At 37.6% G+C, this 25,943-nt stretch carries 23 protein-coding genes; all 23 read left to right on the forward strand.

From position 1 onward, the window contains the following. The first annotated feature begins 12 nt into the window (after positions 1-12). Positions 13-1,404, forward strand: a complete 1,392-nt coding sequence (gene hslU, locus DN389_RS08860; protein WP_000550070.1) for an ATP-dependent protease ATPase subunit HslU — start codon at positions 13-15, stop codon at positions 1,402-1,404. Positions 1,405-1,481: 77 nt separating this feature from the next. Further along, on the forward strand, positions 1,482-2,261 hold the full coding sequence (codY, locus tag DN389_RS08865) for a GTP-sensing pleiotropic transcriptional regulator CodY (protein ID WP_000421290.1): 780 nt from the start codon (positions 1,482-1,484) through the stop codon (positions 2,259-2,261). 351 nt (positions 2,262-2,612) lie between these two features. Then, the gene (rpsB, locus tag DN389_RS08870) at positions 2,613-3,314 is read left to right on the forward strand and encodes a 30S ribosomal protein S2 (RefSeq protein ID WP_000111484.1); all 702 of its coding nucleotides are present in this window, start codon (positions 2,613-2,615) and stop codon (positions 3,312-3,314) included. 103 nt (positions 3,315-3,417) lie between these two features. After that, the gene (tsf, locus tag DN389_RS08875; protein WP_048545999.1) at positions 3,418-4,305 is read left to right on the forward strand and encodes a translation elongation factor Ts; all 888 of its coding nucleotides are present in this window, start codon (positions 3,418-3,420) and stop codon (positions 4,303-4,305) included. Between the two features lie 66 nt (positions 4,306-4,371). After that, a complete protein-coding gene (gene pyrH / locus DN389_RS08880; protein WP_000042667.1) occupies positions 4,372-5,094 on the forward strand; it encodes a UMP kinase in 723 nt (240 codons plus the stop codon). A gap of 2 nt (positions 5,095-5,096) precedes the next feature. Continuing rightward, positions 5,097-5,654, forward strand: a complete 558-nt coding sequence (frr, locus tag DN389_RS08885; protein ID WP_000531506.1) for a ribosome recycling factor — start codon at positions 5,097-5,099, stop codon at positions 5,652-5,654. Positions 5,655-5,739: 85 nt separating this feature from the next. After that, positions 5,740-6,516, forward strand: a complete 777-nt coding sequence (gene uppS, locus DN389_RS08890) for an isoprenyl transferase (protein ID WP_000971311.1) — start codon at positions 5,740-5,742, stop codon at positions 6,514-6,516. Between the two features lie 17 nt (positions 6,517-6,533). Then, positions 6,534-7,325 (forward strand): phosphatidate cytidylyltransferase, encoded by a 792-nt coding sequence (gene cdsA / locus DN389_RS08895; protein ID WP_000813596.1) that lies wholly within the window; start codon positions 6,534-6,536, stop codon positions 7,323-7,325. Between the two features lie 23 nt (positions 7,326-7,348). After that, a complete protein-coding gene (gene dxr / locus DN389_RS08900; RefSeq protein ID WP_000790363.1) occupies positions 7,349-8,491 on the forward strand; it encodes a 1-deoxy-D-xylulose-5-phosphate reductoisomerase in 1,143 nt (380 codons plus the stop codon). A gap of 16 nt (positions 8,492-8,507) precedes the next feature. Further along, entirely contained in the window at positions 8,508-9,764 is a 1,257-nt protein-coding gene (rseP, locus tag DN389_RS08905; RefSeq protein WP_142343571.1) for an RIP metalloprotease RseP, read from the forward strand. Positions 9,765-9,873: 109 nt separating this feature from the next. Then, positions 9,874-11,574, forward strand: coding sequence for a proline--tRNA ligase (locus tag DN389_RS08910; protein ID WP_149237022.1), 1,701 nt, complete (start codon positions 9,874-9,876; stop codon positions 11,572-11,574). A 124-nt stretch (positions 11,575-11,698) separates the two neighbouring features. Then, positions 11,699-16,000 (forward strand): PolC-type DNA polymerase III, encoded by a 4,302-nt coding sequence (locus tag DN389_RS08915; RefSeq protein ID WP_088123294.1) that lies wholly within the window; start codon positions 11,699-11,701, stop codon positions 15,998-16,000. Positions 16,001-16,333: 333 nt separating this feature from the next. Further along, positions 16,334-16,804 (forward strand): ribosome maturation factor RimP, encoded by a 471-nt coding sequence (rimP, locus tag DN389_RS08920; RefSeq protein ID WP_000359098.1) that lies wholly within the window; start codon positions 16,334-16,336, stop codon positions 16,802-16,804. A 17-nt stretch (positions 16,805-16,821) separates the two neighbouring features. Continuing rightward, positions 16,822-17,928 carry a transcription termination factor NusA gene (nusA, locus tag DN389_RS08925; protein WP_000102596.1) on the forward strand — a complete coding sequence of 369 codons (1,107 nt, stop codon included), beginning with the start codon at positions 16,822-16,824 and terminating at the stop codon, positions 17,926-17,928. 11 nt (positions 17,929-17,939) lie between these two features. Further along, positions 17,940-18,212, forward strand: a complete 273-nt coding sequence (gene rnpM / locus DN389_RS08930) for an RNase P modulator RnpM (RefSeq protein ID WP_000071127.1) — start codon at positions 17,940-17,942, stop codon at positions 18,210-18,212. After that, complete coding sequence (locus DN389_RS08935; protein ID WP_001286521.1) at positions 18,213-18,524, forward strand: YlxQ family RNA-binding protein; 312 nt, start codon at positions 18,213-18,215, stop codon at positions 18,522-18,524. A 4-nt stretch (positions 18,525-18,528) separates the two neighbouring features. Next, a complete protein-coding gene (gene infB, locus DN389_RS08940; protein WP_000036353.1) occupies positions 18,529-20,589 on the forward strand; it encodes a translation initiation factor IF-2 in 2,061 nt (686 codons plus the stop codon). Further along, positions 20,586-20,867: a DUF503 domain-containing protein gene (locus tag DN389_RS08945; RefSeq protein ID WP_000582364.1), complete on the forward strand. Its 282-nt coding sequence runs from the start codon at positions 20,586-20,588 to the stop codon at positions 20,865-20,867. The genes infB and DN389_RS08945 overlap by 4 nt, the downstream gene beginning before the upstream one ends. Before the next feature lie 15 nt (positions 20,868-20,882). Further along, a complete protein-coding gene (rbfA, locus tag DN389_RS08950; RefSeq protein WP_000776445.1) occupies positions 20,883-21,239 on the forward strand; it encodes a 30S ribosome-binding factor RbfA in 357 nt (118 codons plus the stop codon). 86 nt (positions 21,240-21,325) lie between these two features. Continuing rightward, a complete protein-coding gene (gene truB, locus DN389_RS08955; RefSeq protein WP_000399354.1) occupies positions 21,326-22,249 on the forward strand; it encodes a tRNA pseudouridine(55) synthase TruB in 924 nt (307 codons plus the stop codon). A 43-nt stretch (positions 22,250-22,292) separates the two neighbouring features. Next, complete coding sequence (gene ribF, locus DN389_RS08960; RefSeq protein ID WP_000766715.1) at positions 22,293-23,264, forward strand: bifunctional riboflavin kinase/FAD synthetase; 972 nt, start codon at positions 22,293-22,295, stop codon at positions 23,262-23,264. A 100-nt stretch (positions 23,265-23,364) separates the two neighbouring features. Then, positions 23,365-23,634 (forward strand): 30S ribosomal protein S15, encoded by a 270-nt coding sequence (gene rpsO, locus DN389_RS08965; RefSeq protein ID WP_001229392.1) that lies wholly within the window; start codon positions 23,365-23,367, stop codon positions 23,632-23,634. A 160-nt stretch (positions 23,635-23,794) separates the two neighbouring features. Further along, a complete protein-coding gene (gene pnp / locus DN389_RS08970) occupies positions 23,795-25,933 on the forward strand; it encodes a polyribonucleotide nucleotidyltransferase (protein WP_046957398.1) in 2,139 nt (712 codons plus the stop codon). Positions 25,934-25,943: the final 10 nt, after the last annotated feature.

Genomic DNA, 25,943 nt, shown 5'->3' on the forward strand with positions numbered 1-25,943 from the left:
GAGGCATTTTATATGCATTTACATTTTACTCCGCGTCAAATTGTGGAAAAATTAGATCAATACATTATCGGTCAAAAAGATGCGAAGAAAGCGGTTGCTGTAGCTTTAAGAAATCGATATCGTCGAAGTAAATTAGCTGAAAATCTACGTGATGAAATTGCACCTAAAAATATTTTAATGATTGGACCGACAGGTGTTGGTAAAACAGAGGTAGCACGACGAATGGCGAAACTCGTTGGAGCACCTTTTATTAAGGTTGAAGCTACCAAATTTACAGAAGTTGGATATGTAGGTAGAGATGTAGAATCGATGGTACGTGACCTTGTGGAAACGTCAGTTCGTATCGTGAAAGAAGAAATGGTAATTAAAGTACAAGACAAAGCAGAAGAACAAGCGAACCAACGTCTTGTTGAAATTTTAGTGCCGAGTCCGGAGAAACAATCTGGATTTAAAAACCCATTAGAAATGCTATTTGGCGGTGCTCAAAATTCGAATCAAACATCTGATGCACAGGAAGATGTTGAAATCGAAAAGAAACGTCAAGATGTGGAAAGAAAGCTTGCTGCAGGACTTCTTGAAGATGAAATTGTATCGATTGAAGTGACTGAGCAACAGTCTTCCATGTTCGATATGTTACAAGGAACTGGCATGGAACAAATGGGAATGAATTTCCAAGATGCGTTAGGAAGTTTTATGCCGAAAAAAACAAAAAAACGTAAACTTTCTGTGAAAGAAGCAAGAAAACTCTTGACAAATGAGGAAGCACAGCGCTTAATTGATATGGATGAAGTTACACAAGAGGCTGTTTATCGTGCTGAACAGCTCGGGATTATTTTTATCGATGAAATTGACAAAATTGCTGGTAAGCAGTCGAATAGCGTAGATGTATCACGTGAAGGTGTGCAACGTGACATTTTACCAATTGTAGAAGGATCGAATGTTGCGACAAAATACGGATCAGTAAAAACGGATTATATTTTATTCGTTGCAGCTGGAGCGTTTCATATGTCTAAACCGTCGGATTTAATTCCGGAACTGCAAGGGAGATTTCCGATTCGAGTAGAATTAACAAAATTATCGACAGATGATTTTGTTAAAATATTAATCGAGCCTGACAATGCGTTAATTAAACAATATATGGCTTTATTAGCGACTGAAGGTATAGAAATTGAATTTTCAGACGAAGCTATTCGTAAGATTGCTGAGATTGCTTATCAAGTTAATCAGGATACAGATAATATTGGAGCAAGAAGACTTCATACGATTATGGAGAAACTCCTTGAAGATTTATCGTTTGAAGCATCTGAAATTACGTTAGAGAAAATAACGATAACACCTCAATACGTTGAGGAGAAATTAGCAACGATTGCTAAAAATAAAGATGTGAGCCAGTTTATTTTGTAATAGTGTCATCAGGTGACTCGCCCTAGTTTCCAAGTGATGAAAAAATATGTAAGTAACATGTAGGAGGAACTTTTGAAATGGAATTATTAGCAAAAACAAGAAAATTAAATGCGTTATTACAGAGCGCAGCAGGAAAGCCTGTAAACTTTAGAGAAATGTCTGACACAATGTGTGAAGTAATCGAAGCGAACGTATTCGTAGTAAGCCGTCGTGGTAAATTACTAGGTTATGCAATTCACCAACAAATTGAGAATGAGCGTATGAAACAAATGCTTGCAGAGCGTCAATTCCCGGAAGAATACACGCAAAGCTTATTCAACATTACAGAAACATCTTCAAACTTAGATGTAAACAGTGCTTACACAGCATTCCCAGTAGAAAATAGAGAATTATTTGGTCAAGGTTTAACTACAATCGTACCAATCGTTGGTGGCGGTGAGCGTCTAGGCACATTAGTGTTAGCTCGTCTTGGTCAAGAGTTCTTAGACGATGATTTAATCCTTGCTGAATACAGTTCAACTGTAGTAGGTATGGAAATCTTACGTGAAAAAGCAGAAGAAATCGAAGAGGAAGCACGTAGTAAAGCTGTTGTTCAAATGGCGATTAGCTCATTATCTTACAGTGAGTTAGAAGCAATCGAGCATATCTTCGAAGAATTAAATGGAACAGAAGGTTTACTTGTTGCAAGTAAAATTGCTGATCGCGTAGGAATTACTCGTTCTGTAATCGTAAATGCACTTCGTAAATTAGAGAGTGCTGGTGTTATTGAGTCTCGCTCTTTAGGTATGAAAGGAACATACATTAAAGTGCTAAACGACAAGTTTCTACAGGAACTTGCTAAATTAAAAACAAACTAATTTAAAAAACTCTCCTCATTTTTTGAGGAGAGTTTTTTTGTGTATAAAAGATTGATGTTGTTTGTAAATAGCGTCATAATCGTATTTTTCGGAAAAGCTATGAATTGAATTTTATTTTTTTGCTTAAAGGAAATACAGGTTGGTAATACTAGAATTCGAGTGTGAACAAAGAAAGTTTTACATTGTTCGCATTTTCGACTTGATTGTAATATTTCAGTATGATATAGTAAGCAGTGGTGTCAGTACAAAGTACACACGTTTACTGATTTAAGTGTTGGTGCTACGTTTGTAGTTTCGCTTAGAGATGAAGTAAACGGAGGATATCAAAAACCATTTAGGAGGAACTATATTATGTCAGTAATTTCTATGAAGCAATTGCTTGAAGCTGGTGTTCATTTCGGACATCAAACTCGTCGTTGGAACCCAAAAATGAAGCGTTACATTTTCACAGAGCGTAACGGTATCTACATCATCGACTTACAAAAAACTGTGAAAAAAGTTGAGGAAGCTTACAGAACGATGCGTGACATCGCTGCTGAAGGCGGAGACATCTTATTCGTAGGTACTAAAAAACAAGCACAAGAAGCTATTAAAGAAGAAGCAACTCGTGCTGGTATGTACTTCGTTAACCAACGTTGGTTAGGTGGAACTTTAACAAACTTCCAAACAATCCAAAAGCGTATCAAGCGCCTTAAAGACATCGAAAAAATGCAAGAAGATGGTACTTTCGAAGTACTTCCTAAGAAAGAAGTTGTTCAACTTAAAAAAGAGTTAGAGCGTCTTGAGAAATTCTTAGGCGGTATTAAAGATATGAAAGGTCTTCCAAGTGCATTATTCGTAGTAGACCCTCGTAAAGAGCGTATTGCAGTTGCTGAAGCACGCAAATTACACATTCCAATCATCGGTATCGTTGATACAAACTGTGATCCAGACGAAATCGATCACGTTATCCCAGCAAACGATGATGCAATTCGTGCTGTAAAACTTCTTACATCTAAAATGGCAGACGCGATCCTTGAAGCAAAACAAGGTGAAGAAACTGTTACTGCGTAACAAATTTGGAAAGGTGATAAGGGGTTCGGCCTTTTATCACCTTTTTTAAGGTATAAACACCTTTATAAAAGGTATAAATACATATTTTAGGAGGATGAAAAATATGGCAATCACTGCACAAATGGTAAAAGAACTTCGTGAAAAAACAGGCGCAGGTATGATGGACTGCAAAAAAGCTTTAACTGAGACTAATGGCGACATGGAGAAAGCAATTGACTTCTTACGTGAAAAAGGTATTGCAAAAGCTGCTAAAAAAGCAGACCGCATCGCTGCTGAAGGTTTAACTTTCATCGAAACAAACGGTAACGAAGGTTTAATCTTAGAATTAAACTCTGAAACTGATTTCGTTGCGAAAAACGAAGGTTTCCAAGCGTTAATTAAAGAATTAGCTGCACACTTATTAACTAACAAACCAGCTAACATTGAAGAAGCTATGGCTCAAACAATCGAAGGCGGCAAAACAGTAGAAGAGCACATCAACGAAGCAATTGCTAAAATTGGTGAAAAACTTACACTTCGTCGTTTCGAAATCGTATCAAAAACTGATGCTGATGCATTCGGCGCTTACCTACACATGGGTGGACGTATTGGTGTATTAACAGTTCTTGAAGGTTCTACTGACGAAGCTGCTGCTAAAGATGTAGCAATGCACATCGCAGCAGTTAACCCTAAATACATCGACCGCGATGCTGTAACAGCTGAAGAAGTTGAGCATGAGCGTCAAGTATTAACACAACAAGCTTTAAACGAAGGCAAGCCTGAAAAAATCGTTGCAAAAATGGTTGAAGGCCGTCTAGGTAAATTCTTCGAAGAAATTTGCTTACTTGACCAAGCATTCGTTAAAAACCCTGATATGAAAGTTCGTCAATTCGTTGAGTCTAAAGGCGGAACATTAAAAGGATTCGTTCGCTACGCTGTTGGTGAAGGTATCGAAAAACGCGAAGACAACTTTGCTGAAGAAGTAATGAACCAAGTAAAAGGTAGCAACTAATAAAGATTAGGGAACACATTGTGTTCCCTTTTTTAAAATAAAGATGTAAGCAATTGGAGGTTCATTATGAGTAAACCGAAATATAATCGTGTCGTATTAAAGCTAAGCGGAGAAGCGTTAGCTGGAGAACAAGGATTTGGAATTAACCCATCTGTTATTAAATCAGTTGCGGAACAAGTGAAAGAAATTGCAGAACTTGATGTAGAGGTTGCTGTTGTTGTTGGTGGCGGAAACATTTGGCGTGGAAAAATCGGAAGTGAAATGGGAATGGATCGTGCTGGAGCAGATTACATGGGTATGTTAGCAACAGTTATGAACTCATTAGCTCTTCAAGATAGCCTAGAGAACATTGGAATTCAAACTCGTGTTCAAACTTCAATCGAAATGCGTCAAGTAGCAGAGCCTTACATTCGTCGTAAAGCAGTGCGTCATCTAGAGAAAAAACGTGTTGTGATCTTTGCAGCAGGTACAGGTAACCCATATTTCTCTACAGATACAACAGCAGCACTACGTGCAGCGGAAATCGAAGCAGACGTTATCTTAATGGCGAAAAACAATGTAGATGGCGTATATAATGCAGATCCATCTCTTGACCCAACAGCTACGAAATACGAAACACTTACTTACTTAGATGTATTAAAAGAAGGTTTAGGTGTAATGGATTCAACAGCTTCTTCTTTATGTATGGACAATGATATTCCATTAATTGTATTCTCGGTTATGGAAAAAGGTAACATTAAACGTGCCGTTTTAGGCGAAAATATCGGAACAGTTGTAAGGGGGAAATAAATATGGGACAACAAGTATTGAAGTCTTCAAATGAAAAAATGGAAAAAGCAGTTGCTGCTTACTCTCGTGAATTGGCAACAGTTCGCGCAGGTCGTGCAAGCTCGTCTGTATTAGATAAGGTACAAGTTGATTACTATGGTGCACCAACACCTGTTGTGCAATTAGCGAACATTACAGTTCCAGAAGCACGTTTACTTGTAATTCAACCTTATGATAAAACTTCTATCGGTGATATTGAAAAAGCAATCTTAAAAGCAGATTTAGGCTTAAATCCTTCTAATGATGGAACTGTAATTCGTATTGCATTCCCTGCATTAACAGAAGAGCGTCGTCGCGATCTTGTAAAAGTTGTGAAAAAATATGCTGAAGAAGCAAAAGTTGCTGTTCGTAACGTACGTCGTGACAGTAACGATGATCTTAAGAAGCTTGAAAAAGCTGGCGATATTACAGAAGATGATTTAAGAGGATATACTGAAGATATCCAAAAAGAAACAGATAAATATATTGCAAAAGTTGACGAAATCGCAAAAAACAAAGAAAAAGAAATCATGGAAGTGTAATAGCGATACCTTCGCAAATATGACCCTCTTCTTAAGGGGGTCTTTTTACACTTTTAGGCATACGTCTGCTTGCTGGAGGGTATGAATGATGTTTAAAAACTTTCCTTTTTTTAAAAGTAAAAAGGTCGCATCGTTTGATCATCTCGTTGAAAAAGTGAAAAAAGGATACATCCCAGAACATATTGCCATCATTATGGATGGTAATGGAAGATGGGCAAAGAGGAGAGCGATGCCTCGTATTGCGGGACATCATGAAGGCATGCAAGTTGTAAAGAAAATCACAAAATTTGCAAGCAAACTTAATGTGAAAGTGTTAACTCTTTATGCTTTTTCAACTGAGAACTGGAAAAGACCGAAAAAGGAAGTTGACTATTTAATGAGGCTTCCAGAAGAATTTCTAGGTACATTTTTACCAGAATTGATTGAAGAGAACGTACAAGTCCGAGTGATAGGACAACAAGATCGTCTTCCTACGCATACACGCAGAGCGATGGAAAAGGCCATGGAAGATACGAAAGAGAATACGGGATTAATTCTTAATTTCGCATTAAACTATGGAAGTCGAGATGAGATCGTTTCTGCTGTGCAACATATGGTGAAAGATAGTGAGGAAGGAAAAATTCGTGTTGAAGATGTAAGTGAAGAAATGCTTTCTTCCTACTTAATGACGAGTTCTTTACCTGATCCAGAGTTGTTAATCCGTACGAGCGGAGAGCTACGTATTAGTAATTTCATGTTATGGCAAATTGCATATTCGGAGTTTTGGTTTACAGATGTGTATTGGCCAGATTTTACCGAGGAACATTTGCTAAATGCGATTACAGACTTTCAACATAGAGGGCGCAGATTCGGAGGCGTGTAGAAAGAGAGGGTTTGGTAGTGAAACAGAGAATTATTACTGGAGTGGTTGCTGCCGCGCTATTCATTCCCATCGTAATTTACGGTGGCGTGCCTTTTACGGTTTTAGTGTATGCACTTGCTTCTATAGGTTTATATGAATTAATTCGTATGAATAAGCTTACGCTTATTTCAGTACCAACAGTTTTAGCTGCAGTATTATTATGGGTTATTTTAATTCCAAGTAGTGCATCAGAACTGTTTACTTGGATTGGATTAGGTAAATTAGAAATCACATTTGTGATTGTTTTATTACTTTTATCATATACAGTCCTTTCTAAGAATACATTTACTTTTGACCATGCTTCCTTTTTACTAATGGCAACAACATATGTTGCAATGGGATTCTTATATTTGAATGAAACGAGAATTTTAGGAATTAAATATGTGTTTTGCGCATTATTTGTTATATGGGCTACCGATTCAGGCGCATATTTCGTAGGGAAAGCATTAGGAAAAAGAAAATTATGGCCAGAAATTAGTCCGAATAAAACGATTGAAGGTTCATTAGGCGGCATCGTTTGTGGGATTGTTGTGGCACTTGTTTACAATATGTTCTTCCCAGTTGAGGCTAATGTAGGGATTTTAATTGTGTTGACAATTATCATTTCTATTTTTGGACAAATTGGTGATTTAGTACAATCTGCATTTAAACGTCATTATGGCGTAAAAGATTCAGGTACAATTTTACCTGGACATGGTGGTATATTAGATCGAACAGATAGTTGGTTATTCGTTTTACCAATTCTCTACTTCTTATTACAATACAATTAATAAATGAACGAGGGGTTGGAGTCATGAAAAACATTAGTTTATTAGGTGCAAGCGGATCAATTGGTACACAAACTTTAGATGTATTACGCTCGCACCCAGACCAATTCCGTCTCGTTGCTTTTTCTGTAGGGAAAAATATTGACTACGCAGTAAAGGTAATTCAAGAATTTTCTCCGCAAATTGTCTCTGTGCAAAGAGAGGAAGATGTTTTAAAATTACAAGCTGTCTCTGGTAATACAAAAATTGTATATGGTAGTGAAGGGCTTTTAGAAGTAGCATTACATCCAGATGCAGAGATTGTAGTAAATGCTGTTGTAGGTAGCGTAGGGTTGTTACCAACACTTCGTGCAATTGAGGCGAAAAAAACAATCGGAATTGCAAACAAAGAAACGTTAGTAACCGCAGGGCATCTTGTAATGGAAGCAGCACGAAAACATAATGTTTCGTTACTTCCAGTAGACAGTGAACATTCAGCTATTTTTCAATGCTTGAATGGTGAAAATGAAAAAAGAATTTCTCGACTGATTATTACAGCTTCTGGAGGAAGTTTCCGTGATAAAACGAGAGATGAATTGCATCATGTGACGGTAGAAGATGCGCTTCGACATCCAAACTGGTCAATGGGTTCGAAAATTACAATTGATTCTGCTACAATGATGAATAAGGGGCTAGAAGTAATTGAAGCACATTGGCTTTTTGGTATCCCTTATGAGCAAATCGATGTTGTTTTACATAAAGAAAGTATTATTCATTCTATGGTTGAATTTGAAGATCGTAGTGTGATGGCACAGCTTGGCTCACCTGATATGCGAGTACCAATTCAATACGCACTTACATATCCTGATCGATTACCTCTTTCAGACACAAAGCAGTTAAATTTATGGGAAATGGGAACATTGCATTTTGAGAAAATGAACCAAGAACGTTTCCGTTGTTTGCGTTTTGCGTATGAAGCTGGAAAAACAGGTGGAAGTATGCCAGCTGTAATGAATGCAGCGAATGAAGTAGCTGTTGAAGCTTTTTTACAAAAGAGAATTGGTTTCTTAACAGTGGAAGACCTCATTGAAAAAGCAATGAACCATCACAATGTCATTGCACGTCCGAGCTTAGAGGAAATTCTGGAAATTGATGCAACCACAAGACGGTTTGTGATGGAACAAATTTAGCAAAGGTGGTATGGAATTGAATACAGCGATTGCCTTTATATTAATTTTCGGTGCACTCGTATTTTTCCATGAGCTAGGGCATCTATATTTCGCAAAAAGAGCAGGTATTTTATGCCGTGAGTTTGCGATTGGTTTTGGTCCGAAAATATTCTCATTTGAAAAGAATGAAACGGTGTATACGATTCGATTACTGCCCCTTGGTGGCTATGTAAGAATGGCTGGCGAGGATGCAGACACAGTTGAGTTAAAGCCTGGAAAAAAGGTTGGCCTTGTATTAAATGAAAAAGACGAAGTTACGAAATTAGTTTTTGATGGATATGAAAAGTATCCAAATGTTCGTGTCATTGAAGTCGAACAAGCTGATTTAGAGCATAATTTAGCAATTTCGGGCTATGAAGAGTACGAGGAAGAGCTTCAAACATTCCGAGTGAATGAAAAGGCTCGTATTATTACTGCTGGTGAAGAAATACAAATTGCTCCGTATAATAGGCAGTTCGGCTCCAAGAAATTGGGTCAACGTGCCTTAACAATCTTTGCAGGTCCTGCAATGAACTTCATTTTAGCATTTGTTATTTTTGTGATTCTTGGATTTGTACAAGGTGTTCCTGTTGACAAGCCAATGGTTGGAAAAGTAATGGAGAATAGTGCAGCCGAGCAAGCCGGATTAAAAGAAAATGATACAATTCAAGCAATCGATGGGAAAAACACAAGTACATGGAAAGATGTTGTTACCATTGTACGTGAAAACCCAAATAAAGAAATTACGTTACAAGTAAAGCGTGATAATGAACAGTTTAATGTAAAAGTAACGCCAACACTCGATAAAGAAGGAAAAGACGAAGTAGGTAGAATTGGTGTTTACTCTCCAGTAGAGAAAACAGTAATGGGTTCTATTAAATCAGGATTTGAACAAACATACCAATGGACAAAACTAATTTTTGATTCACTTGTGAAATTAGTAACTGGTCAATTCTCTATTAATGAGTTGTCAGGTCCAGTAGGAATTTATAATCTAACAGATCAAGTCGTAGATTATGGATTTACGCGTGTATTAAGTTTAGCAGCAGTTTTAAGTATTAACCTTGGTTTATTTAATTTACTACCAGTCCCTGCTTTAGACGGTGGACGTTTGTTCTTCTTCTTAATTGAAGCGTTACGAGGGAAACCAATTGACCGCCAAAAAGAAGGAATGGTTCACTTTATTGGTTTTGCATTATTAATGTTACTTATGTTAGTTGTAACTTGGAATGACATTCGTAAGTTTTTCTTGTAAAATAAAGTGAAACTTATAATGAAATAGAGCTCGTAGAATAAAATCCCTCACCTAACTCGAGGTGAGGGGTTTTACTGCGTGTAAGAGTAAAATGAAGAGGTGCGAATAAATGAAACAAAGTATGGTATTCAGTCCTACATTACGTGAAGTTCCAGCTGATGCGGAGATTAAGAGTCATCAGTTATTACTTCGTGCAGGTTTTATGCGTCAAAATGCTTCTGGTATTTATAGTTTTCTACCATTTGGATTAAAAGTACTACACAAAGTAGAACGTATCGTTCGAGAAGAAATGGAGCGCGCAGGAGCTGTAGAATTATTAATGCCAGCGATGCAAGCTGCAGAATTATGGCAAGAATCAGGCCGTTGGTATTCTTACGGATCTGAATTAATGCGTATGAAAGATCGTAACGCTCGTGAATTCGCATTAGGAGCGACACATGAAGAAGTAATTACGGATCTTGTACGTGATGAAGTGAAATCATATAAAAAATTACCGTTAACATTGTACCAAATTCAAACGAAATTCCGTGATGAACAAAGACCTCGTTTCGGTTTATTACGTGGAAGAGAGTTTCTAATGAAAGATGCATACTCTTTCCATGCTACACAAGAGAGCTTAGATGAAGTATACGATCGCTTATACAAAGCATACTCTAACATTTTTGCTCGTTGTGGCTTGAATTTCCGTGCAGTTATTGCTGACTCTGGAGCAATGGGCGGAAAAGATACGCATGAATTTATGGTATTATCTGAAGTTGGTGAAGATACAATTGCATACTCTGATACATCTAATTATGCAGCAAACATCGAAATGGCTCCTGTGGTAGCTACGTATACGAAGAGTGATGAAGCAGAAAAGGCACTTGAAAAAGTAGCAACACCAGATCAAAAAGCAATTGAAGAAGTATCTGCATTCTTAAACATTGAAGCTGACAAGTGCATTAAGTCTATGGTATTTAAAGTAGATGAGAAATTAGTAGTTGTACTTGTTCGTGGTGATCATGAAGTAAACGATGTAAAAGTGAAAAATGTATACGGCGCTTCAGTTGTTGAGCTTGCTTCTCATGAAGAAGTGAAAGAATTATTAAACTGTGAAGTTGGTTCGTTAGGACCGATTGGTGTAACAGGGGATATCGAAATTATCGCAGACCATGCTGTAGCATCAATTGTTAACGGATGTTCAGGAGCGAACGAAGAAGGATTCCATTATGTAAATGTAAATCCAGAACGTGACTTTAAAGTAAGTCAATATACAGATTTACGCTTCATTCAAGAAGGAGACCAGTCTCCAGATGGAAATGGAACAATTCTTTTCGCACGCGGAATTGAAGTTGGCCATGTATTCAAATTAGGAACTCGTTATAGTGAAGCAATGAACGCAACATTCCTAGATGAAAACGGAAAAACACAACCACTTATTATGGGTTGTTACGGTATCGGTGTATCTCGTACAGTGGCAGCAATCGCAGAGCAGTTTAATGATGAGAACGGTTTAGTTTGGCCAAAAGCTGTTGCACCGTTCCATGTGCATGTAATTCCAGTAAATATGAAATCTGATGCGCAATGTGAAATGGGTGAAAACATCTACAACTCATTACAAGAGCAAGGGTACGAAGTATTACTAGATGATCGTGCAGAACGTGCAGGTGTTAAATTTGCAGATGCAGATTTATTCGGCCTTCCAGTTCGCGTGACAGTTGGTAAAAAAGCAGACGAAGGTATTGTAGAAGTGAAAGTACGTGCTACAGGCGAGTCTGAAGAAGTGAAAGTAGAAGAACTTCAAACATATATTGCAAATATTTTAAAATAAGAAGAGGTACCTCGTAATGAGGTACCTTCTCTTTCTTTGTAAACGTATTTTGTAAAAGAAGAAGGGAGAAATCTTTCTTTGTAGTACGTTTCAATTTATAATAGCAAATGGAAGGAGAGTGCTTATGTCTTTAACAAATGAACAACAAGAGCGATTTCAAATTTTGCTCCAGCAGTTGCAAATACCAGACGACCTTATAAATCAATATTTACAAGGTGGTGGCATTGAAAGGCTCGTTATTGATAAAACGAATAAAAGTTGGCATTTTGATTTACAAGTGCCACGAATTTTGCCTACAGAATTATATGAATTGCTAGAAACAAAGCTTAAGCAATCATTTTCTCATATTGCAAGAACAACATTTGCATTAGAAACAGAGAATAAACAATTTACAGAAGAAGAAGTGAGGGCGTATTGGCCACTTTGTACGGAACGAATTACATTTTCACCTATGTTTGCTTACTTAAAAAAGCAGCTTCCGCAGGTGAATGGAGTGAAGTTGCTAATAAATGTGAATAATGAGCTGGAATCTACTGCTTTAAAGAAAAACGTTGCGAAACCAGTAGGGGATCAATACGAAACTTTTGGATTCCCGCGTTTTCAGTTAGACACACATATACAGCAAAATACAGAAGAAATGCAAAAGTTTCGTGAGCAAACGCAGCAAGAAGATCGTGAACGTGTTATACAAGCTATGGAAGAAATGGCAAAGAAGCAAGCTGAAGAAAGTAGCGTTGTGCATGAAGGACCGGTTGTACTCGGATATCTTATTAAGCCGGATGAAGAGATTACACCGATGCGAGAAATTCAAGATGAAGAAAGAAGAAAAACAGTTCAAGGGTATGTCTTCCATGTAGAAACGAAAGAGCTACGTAGTGGCCGTACGTTATTAACTTTAAAAATAACAGACTATACGGATTCAATTATGATCAAAATGTTCTCGCGTGACAAAGAAGATATTCCAATGCTGCAATCCTTGAAAAAAGGAATGTGGGTGAAAGCGCGTGGTTCTGTTCAAAATGATACATTCGTTCGAGATTTAGTAATGATTGCAAATGATATAAATGAAATAACAGGACCGTCTCGTAAAGATAAAGCGCCAGAAGGTGAAAAACGTGTAGAGCTGCATCTTCACACACCGATGAGCCAAATGGACGCTGTTACTCCTGTTTCTAGACTTGTTGCCCAAGCAGGTAAATGGGGACATGAGGCAATCGCTGTTACAGACCATGCTGTTGCGCAGTCTTTCCCAGAGGCATATTCTGCGGGTAAAAAGGCTGGGGTTAAAGTTATATATGGTGTAGAGGCGAATTTAGTTAATGATGGTGTACCGATTGCATATAACGAAGCGCATCGTTTACTTGCAGAGGAAACTTATGTTGTTTTCGACGTTGAGACGACAGGTTTATCAGCTGTATATGATACTGTTATCGAGTTAGCGGCTGTAAAAGTAAAAGGTGGCGAAATTATTGACCGCTTTGAATCTTTCGCAAATCCACATCAACCATTATCCGCGACGATTATTGAATTAACAGGTATTACAGATGATATGTTAACGGATGCACCAGAAGTGGACGAAGTGTTTAAAAAGTTTGAAGAATGGATGGGCGACCATACACTTGTTGCTCATAACGCAAGTTTTGATATGGGCTTTATTAACGTAGGTTTTAAAAAGGCTGGACTAGAAAAAACGAATAATCCTGTTATTGATACGTTAGAACTTGCAAGATTCTTATTCCCGGAAATGAAAAACCATCGATTAAATACGATGTGTAAAAAGCTTGATATTGAATTAACGCAACATCACCGTGCGATTTATGATACAGAAGCAACGGGATACTTACTTGTGAAAATGTTAAAAGATGTGATTGAAAAGGGATTTGAATATCACGATCAATTAAATGATAGCATGGGGCAAGGGGATGCGTATAAGCGTGGACGTCCAAGTCATATGACGTTACTTGCCACATCAGATGTAGGGTTGAAAAATTTATATAAACTTGTTTCCTATTCTCACCTAAATTACTTTTACCGTGTACCACGAGTACCAAGGTCACTATTAAAAAAATATCGTGAAGGAATTTTAGTAGGAACGGCTTGTGATAAAGGTGAAGTGTTTGAGGCGATGATGCAAAAAGCTCCTGAAGAGGTAGAAGAAATTGCGCAGTTCTATGATTACATTGAAGTAATGCCTCCAGAGGTGTTACGTCATTTAGTAGAGCGTGAACTTGTTCGAGATGAGGGACAATTAAAAACAATTATTTCTAACTTAGTAAAACTAGGTGAGACGTTAGATAAACCAGTTGTTGCTACAGGAAACGTGCATTATATAGACCCAGAGGATGCGATGTATCGCAAAATTTTAGTCAGTTCGCAGGGCGGAGCCAATCCGTTAAACCGACATTCATTACCGCCTGTACATTTCCGTACAACGGATGAAATGTTAGAGTGTTTTTCATTCTTAGGTGAAGACGTAGCGAAAGAAATTGTTGTAACGAATACACAAAAGATTGCATCATTAATTGGGGATGTTCATCCAGTGAAAGATGATCTATATACACCGAAAATTGAAGGTGCAGATGATGAGACGCGTGACATGAGTTATAAAATGGCGCGTAGCATTTATGGTGAAGAGTTACCTGAAATTGTAGAAGCGCGTTTAGAAAAAGAATTAAAAAGTATTATTGGGCATGGATTTGCCGTAATTTATTTAATTTCACATAAGCTTGTGAAAAAATCGTTAGTAGACGGATATTTAGTAGGTTCGCGTGGATCGGTAGGTTCATCATTCGTTGCAACGATGATGGAAATTACAGAAGTAAACCCATTACCACCACACTATGTATGTCCGAAGTGTAAGCAATCAGAATTCTTTAATGATGGTTCTGTAGGTTCTGGTTTTGACTTGCCGGATAAAGAATGTCCTGCATGTAATGTTCCATACGTGAAAGATGGACATGATATTCCGTTCGAAACGTTCCTTGGATTTAAAGGAGATAAGGTACCCGATATCGATCTGAACTTCTCCGGGGAATACCAACCACGTGCCCATAACTATACGAAAGTACTGTTCGGTGAAGATTATGTATACCGTGCGGGTACAATAGGTACAGTTGCGGAAAAAACGGCTTATGGATATGTAAAAGGTTATGCAAATGATCATAATTTAACGATTCGAAATGCAGAGATTGACCGCTTAGTAGCAGGATGTACGGGCGTAAAACGTACAACAGGACAGCATCCAGGTGGTATTATCGTTGTGCCAGATTACATGGATATCTTTGATTTCTCACCAATTCAGTTTCCGGCAGATTCAATAGGGGCTGAGTGGAGAACGACACACTTTGATTTCCACTCCATTCATGATAATTTATTGAAACTTGATATACTAGGACACGATGATCCTACTGTTATTCGTATGTTACAAGATTTAAGTGGTATTGATCCGAAAACAATCCCAACAGACGATCCGGAAGTAATGAAAATTTTCTCAGGCCCGGAATCGTTAGGGGTAACGGAAGAACAAATTAACTGTAAAACAGGTACACTTGGTATACCAGAGTTTGGTACGAAATTCGTAAGACAGATGTTAGAAGAGACGAAACCTACGACATTCTCTGAGTTAGTCCAAATTTCTGGACTATCACATGGTACAGACGTATGGCTTGGTAATGCAAACGAGTTAATTTATAACGGTACATGTACGCTGAGTGAAGTTATCGGTTGTCGTGATGACATCATGGTATATTTAATCTATCAAGGTTTAGACCCATCATTAGCCTTCAAAATTATGGAGTCTGTTCGTAAAGGTAAAGGTGTACCGGAAGAATGGGAAGATGACATGAAAAGTAATAATGTACCAGGTTGGTATATTGATTCATGTAAGAAAATAAAGTACATGTTCCCTAAAGCCCATGCGGCTGCTTACGTACTTATGGCTGTACGTATTGCATACTTTAAAGTACATTTCGCGCTTCTATTCTATGCGGCATACTTTACAGTTCGTGCAGATGACTTTGATATAGAGGCGATGGCGAAAGGTTCAGCATCTATACGTGTAAGAATTGATGAAATTGCGCAAAAAGGTTTGGATGCAGCGCCGAAAGAGAAAAGTTTATTAACAGTACTAGAAATGACACTTGAAATGTGTGAGCGTGGATACTCATTCCAAAAGGTTGATTTATATCGTTCGCATGCAACAGAATTTATTATTGATGGGGATACTTTAATTCCTCCATTTAATGCAGTGCCTGGACTTGGTACAAACGCAGCTTTAAGTATTGTAGAAGCACGCAAAAATGGAGATTTCTTATCAAAAGAAGATTTACAGCAGCGCAGTAAGGTTTCGAAAACAATTATTGAGTATTTAGATAGTCAAGGTTGCTTAGGCGATCTACCTGATCAAAACCAGTTATCACTGTTCTAATAGGTAGGAAAATTCTTTGCAAATCAACATTTGCTATGGTATACTATTAACCGAGATAACCATGTCATGTATATTGTGTAAAAAAAAGAGTGGGGAAACCCACTCTTTCGTGTTACTATCTACGTTTTATTGATGTGGAGAGGTAAGAAATTTCTGTCGTATATACATATTTTGTTACAAGTTTTACTTCTTAAATTTGGTAATACTAAGACAGATATTCCCTGCTTAACGGCAGGGGCTTTTGTTAGCTAACGAGAAAGAATAAGATGGACCGTTTTTATGGACGGGGTCTTTTCTTGTAAATGGTACATGGCGGCAGGAAGGAGGCTGTTTATGGATAAGAAAGTCACAGAAGTTGTAGAAGCATTTGCGCAGCCAATCGTTGAAGAGTTAAATCTTGAACTTGTAGATGTAGAGTATGTGCAAGAAGGACAAGACTGGTTCTTACGCGTATTCATCGATTCTGAAAAGGGAGTCGACATTGAAGAATGCGGTGCGGTAAGTGAACGTTTAAGCGAAGCTTTAGATAAAGAGGATCCAATTCCTCATCTTTACTTTTTGGATGTATCATCTCCTGGAGCGGAACGCCCATTAAAGAAAGAGAAAGACTTCCAGCAAGCGGTAGGAAAACAAGTGGCAATTAAAACATATGAGCCGATTGATGGTGAAAAAATGTTTGAAGGAAAGCTACTTTCCTACGATGGTACTACAATTACATTATTATTAACAATTAAAACACGTAAAAAAGAAATCCAAATTCCAATGGATAAAGTTGCAAATGCGCGACTTGCTGTTACGTTTTAGTTAGAAGGGGGATCTTCATGAGCACTGAGTTGTTAGATGCCTTGCTCGTATTAGAGTCAGAAAAAGGAATCAGCAAAGATATTATTATTGATGCGATTGAAGCAGCGTTAATCTCTGCTTATAAACGCAATTTTAATCAAGCACAAAACGTTCGTGTGAGCTTTAACCCAGAAGTGGGAACAATTCAAGTTTTAGCACGTAAAGACGTTGTAGATAATGTGTTTGATCCACGTCTTGAAATTTCTGTTGAAGAAGCAAGACAAATTAATCCAAACTATCAAGATGGTGACGTACTAGAGATTGAAGTAACACCAAAAGATTTCGGTCGTATTGCAGCACAAACTGCAAAACAGGTTGTAACACAACGAGTGCGCGAAGCAGAGCGTGGTGTTATTTACTCTGAGTTTAGTGACCGTGAAGAAGATATCATGGTGGGTATCGTACAACGTCAAGATGCTCGTTTCATCTATGTAAGCTTAGGGAAAGTAGAAGCTTTATTACCTGTAAGTGAGCAAATGCCAAACGAACAGTACAAACCACATGATCGTATTCGCGTATTCATTACGAAAGTAGAAAAAACAACGAAAGGACCACAAATTTACGTATCACGTACACATCCTGGTCTTTTAAAACGTTTATTCGAAATGGAAGTTCCTGAAATTTATGATGGAACTGTTGAAATTCGTTCTGTAGCACGTGAAGCTGGCGATCGTTCTAAAATTTCTGTACATGCAGAGAACATTGATGTTGATCCAGTAGGTTCTTGTGTAGGACCGAAAGGACAACGTGTACAACGCATTGTAGACGAACTAAAAGGCGAAAAGATTGACATCGTTCGCTGGTCAAATGATCCAGTAGAATATGTTGCAAATGCTTTAAGCCCATCACAAGTTGTTAAAGTTCTTGTAGATGAAGAAGAAAAAGCAACAACAGTTGTTGTTCCAGACCACCAACTGTCATTAGCTATTGGTAAGCGTGGACAAAATGCACGTCTTGCAGCTAAATTAACAGGTTGGAAAATTGATATTAAGAGTGAGTCTGATGCGAAACAACTTGGTATTGTAACAGAAGAAGATAGCGTAATCGCATTCGGATTCGATTCAGTTGAAGACGAAATCGAATAGAGGTGATGAGTATGAGCAATCGAAAAGTTCCGTTACGAAAATGTGTTGCAACGCAAGAAATGAAATCAAAACGAGAGCTCGTTCGCATTGTTCGTTCCAAAGAGGGAGAAGTGTCCATTGATTTAACTGGAAAGAAATCAGGACGAGGTGCTTATTTATCAAAAGATAAAGAAAGTATTCTTCAAGCCCAAAAGAAAAATGTTTTGGAACATCATCTAAAAGCGAAAATCGACGGTTCTCTATACGAAGAGCTTCTTGAGCTTGTTGAGAAGGAGTCTAAATAAGTGTCCGATTGGAAATCGTTTTTAGGACTAGCAAACCGGGCTCGGAAAATTATTTCGGGTGAAGAACTTGTTTTAAAAGAAGTACGAAGTGGCAAAGCAAAACTTGTATTGCTATCTGAAGATGCGTCAGCAAATACTACAAAACGCATCACGGATAAAGCGACGTATTACAACGTACCAATGAGAAAGGTCGAAAATCGACAACAATTAGGGCATGCGATTGGGAGAGACGAGCGAGTCGTTGTAGCTGTGTTAGATGAGGGCTTTGCGAAAAAGCTGCGTAGCATGCTCGATACAAATTACCGGGGGTGAAGGTATGAGTAAAATTCGAGTGCATGAATATGCAAAACAACATAATATCTCAAGTAAAGATCTTATGACAAAACTAAAAGAAATGAATATCGAGGTTTCGAATCATATGACAATGTTAGAAGATGAAGTAGTAAATAAATTAGATAATGCGTATCAAACTGAAAAACCTTCTGTTGCAGATGAGTTTGAAGTAGAAGAAAAAGTTGTTCGTAGTAAAAAGAACAGCAATAAGAAAAAGAAAAAAGGCAAGGGAAATGAAGACAAACGTCAAGATAACTTTGCTGGAAGACAACAAACACAAACTGTAGAAACACCAGATAAAGTTACTTTCTCTGGAAGTCTTACAGTAGGTGAGCTTGCTAAAAAATTAAGCAAAGAGCCGTCTGAAATTATTAAGAAGCTCTTTATGCTTGGAATTATGGCAACAATTAACCAAGACTTAGATAAAGATACAATTGAGCTAATTGCTACTGATTATGGTATTGAAGTAGAAGAAGAAGTAGTTGTAAGTGAAACTGAATTTGAAACATTCATCGATGAGCAAGATGATGAAGAGAACTTAAAAGAGCGTCCAGCTGTAGTTACAATTATGGGGCACGTTGACCATGGTAAAACAACTTTACTTGACTCTATCCGTAATTCAAAAGTAACTGCAGGCGAAGCAGGTGGAATTACTCAGCATATTGGTGCATACCAAGTTGAAGTAAATGACAAGAAGATTACATTCTTAGATACGCCTGGTCACGCGGCATTTACAACGATGCGTGCTCGTGGTGCGCAAGTAACGGATATTACAATCCTTGTTGTTGCAGCTGATGACGGTGTTATGCCACAAACAGTTGAAGCGATTAGCCATGCGAAAGCAGCTGGAGTACCAATTATTGTAGCTGTGAATAAAATGGATAAACCAGCGGCAAATCCTGATCGTGTAATGCAAGAATTAACAGAATATGAATTAGTTCCAGAAGCTTGGGGTGGAGATACAATTTTCGTACCAATTTCTGCAATTCAAGGTGAAGGAATTGACAACTTACTAGAAATGATTCTTCTTGTAAGTGAAGTAGAAGAATATAAAGCAAATCCAAACCGCTATGCAACTGGTACTGTAATCGAAGCACAGCTTGATAAAGGTAAAGGAACTATCGCGACATTACTTGTTCAAAACGGTACACTTCGAGTTGGAGATCCAATCGTTGTTGGTACTTCATTCGGACGTGTTCGTGCAATGGTAAGTGATATTGGTCGTCGTGTAAAAGTTGCTGGTCCATCAACTCCTGTTGAAATTACAGGTTTAAACGAAGTACCACAAGCAGGAGATCGTTTCATGGCATTCGCTGATGAGAAGAAAGCTCGTCAAATCGGTGAATCACGTGCACAAGAAGCGTTACTTGCTCAGCGTGGTGAAAAATCTAAATTAAGCCTTGAAGATTTATTCCAACAAATCCAAGAAGGCGATGTAAAAGAAATTAACTTAATTGTGAAAGCAGACGTACAAGGTTCTGTAGAAGCAATGGCAGCGTCACTTCGTAAAATTGATGTTGAAGGTGTTAAAGTTAAAATTATCCATACAGGCGTAGGTGCGATTACAGAATCTGATGTTATTTTAGCTTCTGCATCTAATGCAATTGTAATTGGATTTAACGTACGCCCTGATGTGAATGCGAAGCGTACAGCTGAATTAGAGAATGTTGATGTTCGTTTACACCGTATTATCTATAAGGTAATCGAAGAAATCGAATCAGCAATGCAAGGTATGCTGGATCCAGAATTCGAAGAAAAAGTAATCGGTCAAGCGGAAGTACGCCAAACATTCAAAGTAACAAAAGTTGGAACAATCGCAGGTTGTTACGTAATTGACGGTAAAATTACACGTGATAGTGGCGTGCGTATTATCCGTGATGGCGTAGTAATTTTCGAAGGACAACTTGATACGTTAAAACGTTTTAAAGATGACGTAAAAGAAGTTGCACAAAACTATGAGTGTGGTATTACAATTGAGAGATATAATGATCTTAAAGAAGGGGACATCATTGAAGCGTACATTATGGAAGAAGTGAAGCGATGATTATCGCTTCACTCTCATTCGAGTGTATGATTTACGATGTGCATTCTTTAAAAGAGAAACGAGCAATTTTGCAACGGGTGCTAACTCGTGTGAAGCAGCGTTATAACGTAGCTGTTTCAGAAGTAGGGCATCAAGATGTATGGCAACGTACAGAAATTGCAATTGTTTCTGTATCCTCTAATCGTGTTATTTGTGAAAAAGAAATGAATCGTGTACTCGAGTACATCGATTCATTTCCTGAAATTGAACGTACAATAACACAATTGGAATGGTATTGAATGAGGTGAAGAGTTATGAAATTACGTGCAAACCGTGTAGGCGAGCAAATGAAAAAAGAATTAGGCGACATCATCAGTCGTAAAATTAAAGATCCACGTGTTGGATTTGTTACAGTAACAGATGTACAAGTGAGTGGGGATTTACAAATTGCTACAGTATATATTTCTGTTTTAGGTGATGAGGAACAGAAAGAAAGTACATTAAAAGGTTTAGCGAAGGCAAAAGGTTTCATTCGTTCAGAAATTGGCCAGCGTATTCGTCTTCGTAAAACACCGGAAATTTCCTTTGAGTTTGATGAGTCTATCGGATATGGTCATCGAATTGATACACTTTTACATCAAATTAATAAAGACGGTAAACGTGAAGAATAATGGATAGACATTTGTCTATCCATTTTTTCAATGCAAAATAAATTTTGGATAATTACTATGAAAGAATTATGATGAGGTGAACATATATGGAAGGTGTAGTATTATTACATAAGCCAAAAGGCATGACATCACATGATTGTGTATTTAAATTAAGAAAGATATTGCGTGAGAAACGAATTGGTCATACAGGAACATTAGACCCAGATGTAACAGGAGTATTACCTATTTGTGTGGGACGAGCAACGAAGATTGCACAATTTTTAACGAGTGAGACGAAAACATATGAAGGTGAAGTAACACTTGGATTTTCAACGACAACTGAAGATGCTTCTGGTGAAGTAGTTGAAACGAAAAATGTAGATCGTGTTATTACTCGTAAGGAAGTAGAAGGGGCTCTTGCTGCATTAACAGGTACGATTGAACAAATGCCTCCGATGTTTTCAGCTGTAAAAGTTAACGGGAAGAAATTATATGAATATGCAAGAGCAGGACAAGAAGTTGAACGTCCGGTTCGTACAATTACAATTCATGAATTTGTATTACTAGATGACCGTGAAGTGTTTGAGGGGGAAAATATTTCATTCCGTTTCCGTGTAACGTGTAGTAAAGGAACATATGTAAGAACGTTAGCAGTAATGATTGGTGAAAAACTTGGTTTTCCATCACATATGTCTCACCTTGTAAGAACAGCTTCTGGTGAATTTTTATTAGAAGATTGCATATCATTTGAAGAAATTGAAGAAAACGTGCAAAATGGAACAGTAGAGTCTATCTTCATTTCAATTGATGAAGCGTTAAGTAAGTTCCCGAAAATGGTTGTAGATGAAAAGCAAGCAGAGAAAATAAAGAATGGTATGTTCTTAAAAAATGAATTGCAAATAACAGCGCCATTTATAACAGTGTTTGATAAAAATGATCGCTGCCTTGCAATTTTTGAGCACCATCCAAAACACCCTGGTATGCTAAAGCCGATGAAAGTACTTGTGAATAATCAAGAACTAAAGCTATAATGAATTATTGGAAGGATTATTACAGAAAAAGGTGAATTCAAGCGTGAAACTTATTCATTTAACTCATCCACATGAACAAAATAAATTAGAATTACCACCTACTGTAATGGCATTAGGATTTTTTGATGGCATTCATTTAGGGCATCAATGTGTAATTCGAACTGCGAAACAAATAGCTGATGAACGAGGATATAAAAGTGCAGTTATGACATTTTATCCGCACCCATCTGTTGTTTTAGGAAAAAAGGAAGCGCATGCGGAGTATATTACACCAATGTGTGATAAAGAAAAAATAGTCGAAAACTTAGGGATCGATATATTATATGTTATTAAATTTGATGAATCGTTTGCAGGCTTATTGCCACAACAATTTGTAGATGATTATATTATTGGTTTGAATGTAAAGCATGTAGTAGCAGGGTTTGATTATTCATATGGACGTTTAGGAAAAGGAAAGATGGAGACTTTACCATTTCATGCAAGAGGGGAGTTTACACAGACTGTGATTGAAAAAGTTGAATTTCAAGAAGAGAAAGTAAGTTCTACAGCATTACGAAAGTTAATTCGAAATGGCGAAATGGAACAAATTCCATCTATTTTAGGTAGAGCATATACAGTAGGGGGAACGGTTGTACACGGTGATAAGCGTGGACGTCAAATTGGTTTTCCCACAGCTAATATAGGTTTAAGTGATGAGTATCTATTACCACCTGTAGGTGTTTATGCAGTGAGATTAAAAGTTCACGATGAATGGTATGATGGTGTATGTAATATTGGATATAAACCAACATTTAAAGAGGATGAGCGTCAATTATCTATTGAAGTGCACTTATTTGAATTTAACAAAGACATATATGATCAAAATGTTACAGTAGAGTGGCATATGCGTATAAGAGAAGAAAAGAAATTCAATGGCATCGATGAGTTAGTTGAACAAATTGCAAAAGATAAGAAAACAGCACAAGAATATTTTGCGAACGAAAAGAATATACTTGCTTTTTCAAATGAAAAGTAGTATTCTATGTTATGTACTTTATGACAACCATTGCTTGGCATTGCGACTCACCGACGCTTGCTAGGTAATTGGGGGTTTAATTAATAGGAGGTGAAATAGGATGGCTTTAACACAAGAGCGTAAAAATGAAATCATTGCACAATTTAGAACTCATGAGACTGATACTGGTTCTCCAGAGGTTCAAATTGCTGTCCTAACGGAGCAAATTAACACTCTAAACGAGCACTTACGTACTCACAAGAAAGATCATCATTCACGTCGTGGTCTATTAAAGATGGTTGGTAAACGTCGTAACTTACTAACTTACCTTCGTAATAGCGATATCACACGTTACCGTGAATTAATCACAAAGCTTGGCTTACGTCGATAGTCAAAGAAGCGGGAATATTCCCGCTTTTTTGTTAGGTAAAAATATATCTTCTACCCTTTATAGCTTACTTCATTTTCGGTAATACTAGAGGTAGAATATTGTGATATACTATCCATTTACATAGAAGAATTGAATACTTTAAATTGAGAGGGGTACTTAAATGAGTCAAGAAAAGCAAGTCTTCTCGATAGATTTAGCTGGTCGCCAGCTAACAGTTGAAACAAGTCAGCTTGCGAAGCAAGCGAACGGAGCAGTATTAGTAAGATATGGCGATACAGCGGTTCTATCTACAGCAACTGCATCAAAAGAACCAAAAAATGTAGATTTCTTCCCACTTACAGTAAACTATGAAGAGCGTTTATATGCAGTCGGAAAAATTCCTGGCGGTTTCATTAAACGTGAAGGTCGTCCGAGTGAAAAAGCAATTTTGGCAAGTCGTTTAATCGACCGTCCAATTCGTCCGCTTTTCGCAGATGGTTTCCGTAACGAAGTACAAGTTGTCAGCATAGTAATGAGTGTTGATCAAGATTGTTCTTCTGAAATGGCAGCTATGCTTGGTTCTTCATTAGCGTTATCGATTTCAGATATTCCATTTGAAGGTCCAATCGCGGGTGCAACAGTTGGTCGTATTAACGGCGAATTCGTTATTAATCCAACAGTAGAACAGCAAGAACAAAGTGATATTCACCTTGTTGTAGCTGGTACGAAAGATGCAATTAACATGGTTGAAGCAGGAGCAGATCAAGTGCCTGAAGAAACAATGTTAGAAGCAATTATGTTTGGACATGACGAAATTAAACGTCTAATTGCATTCCAAGAAGAGATTGTACAAGCTGTAGGTAAAGAGAAATCAGAAGTGAAACTTTATGAAGTTGACGCTGATCTTAATCAAGCTGTACGTGAAATGTCTGAGAAGGATATGCATTCTGCAATTCAAGTACATGAGAAACATGCACGTGAAGATGCAATTAACGAAGTGAAAAAGCGTGTAATTGAGCATTACGAAGCGCAGGAAGCTGACGCTGATACATTAGGACAAGTAAGTGAGATTTTATATAAAATTGTAAAAGAAGAAGTACGTCGTCTTATTACAGTTGAAAAAATCCGCCCAGATGGCCGTAAAGGTGACGAAATCCGTCCATTAGCATCAGAGGTTGGTATTTTATCTCGTACACACGGTTCTGGTTTATTCACACGTGGACAAACACAAGCATTAAGTATTTGTACATTAGGTGCATTAGGCGATGTACAAATTTTAGATGGTCTTGGTGTAGAAGAATCAAAACGCTTTATGCACCATTACAATTTCCCATCATTTAGTGTTGGTGAAACAAGACCGATGCGTGGACCAGGTCGTCGTGAAATTGGTCACGGTGCACTAGGAGAACGTGCTCTTGAGCCTGTAATTCCATCTGAAAAAGATTTCCCATATACAGTACGTCTTGTATCTGAAGTTTTAGAATCAAATGGTTCTACTTCACAAGCAAGTATTTGTGGTAGTACTTTAGCAATGATGGATGCTGGTGTTCCACTTAAAGCTCCAGTTGCAGGTATTGCAATGGGTCTAGTTAAAACTGGTGAGCATTACACAATTTTATCTGATATTCAAGGTATGGAAGATCATTTAGGTGATATGGACTTTAAAGTAGCAGGTACAGCAAAAGGTGTAACTGCACTGCAAATGGACATTAAAATCGATGGTCTATCTCGTGAAATTTTAGAAGAGGCATTACAACAAGCGAAAGTTGGTCGTGTGCACATTCTAAATCATATGTTATCTGTTATTGCAGAGCCACGTACTGAATTATCAGCTTACGCTCCAAAGATTATTACAATGACAATTAACCCAGATAAAATCCGTGACGTTATTGGGCCGAGCGGTAAACAAATCAATAAAATTATTGAAGAAACTGGCGTTAAAATTGACATCGAGCAAGATGGTACAGTATTCATTTCTTCAATAAATCAAGAAATGAATGACAAAGCTAAGAAAATTATCGAAGATATCGTTCGCGAAGTACAAGTAGGTGAAATCTACGAAGGAAAAGTGAAACGTGTTGAGAAATTCGGTGCTTTCGTTGAATTATTCAGCGGTAAAGATGGATTAGTTCACATTTCAGAACTTGCACTTGAGCGTGTAGGTAAAGTAGAAGACGTTGTGAAGATCGGTGATGTAATTACAGTTAAAGTTATCGAGATTGACAAGCAAGGTCGTGTGAATCTATCTAGAAAAGTATTGCTAAAAGAAGAGCAAGAAAAAGAAGCTGCTAAAGAAGAAAACAAACAAGAGCAGCAATAAGTAAAAGCCA

It is taken from the genome of Bacillus sp. AY3-1 (genome assembly GCF_008368785.1).
In the GTDB taxonomy this organism is placed as follows: domain Bacteria; phylum Bacillota; class Bacilli; order Bacillales; family Bacillaceae_G; genus Bacillus_A; species Bacillus_A wiedmannii.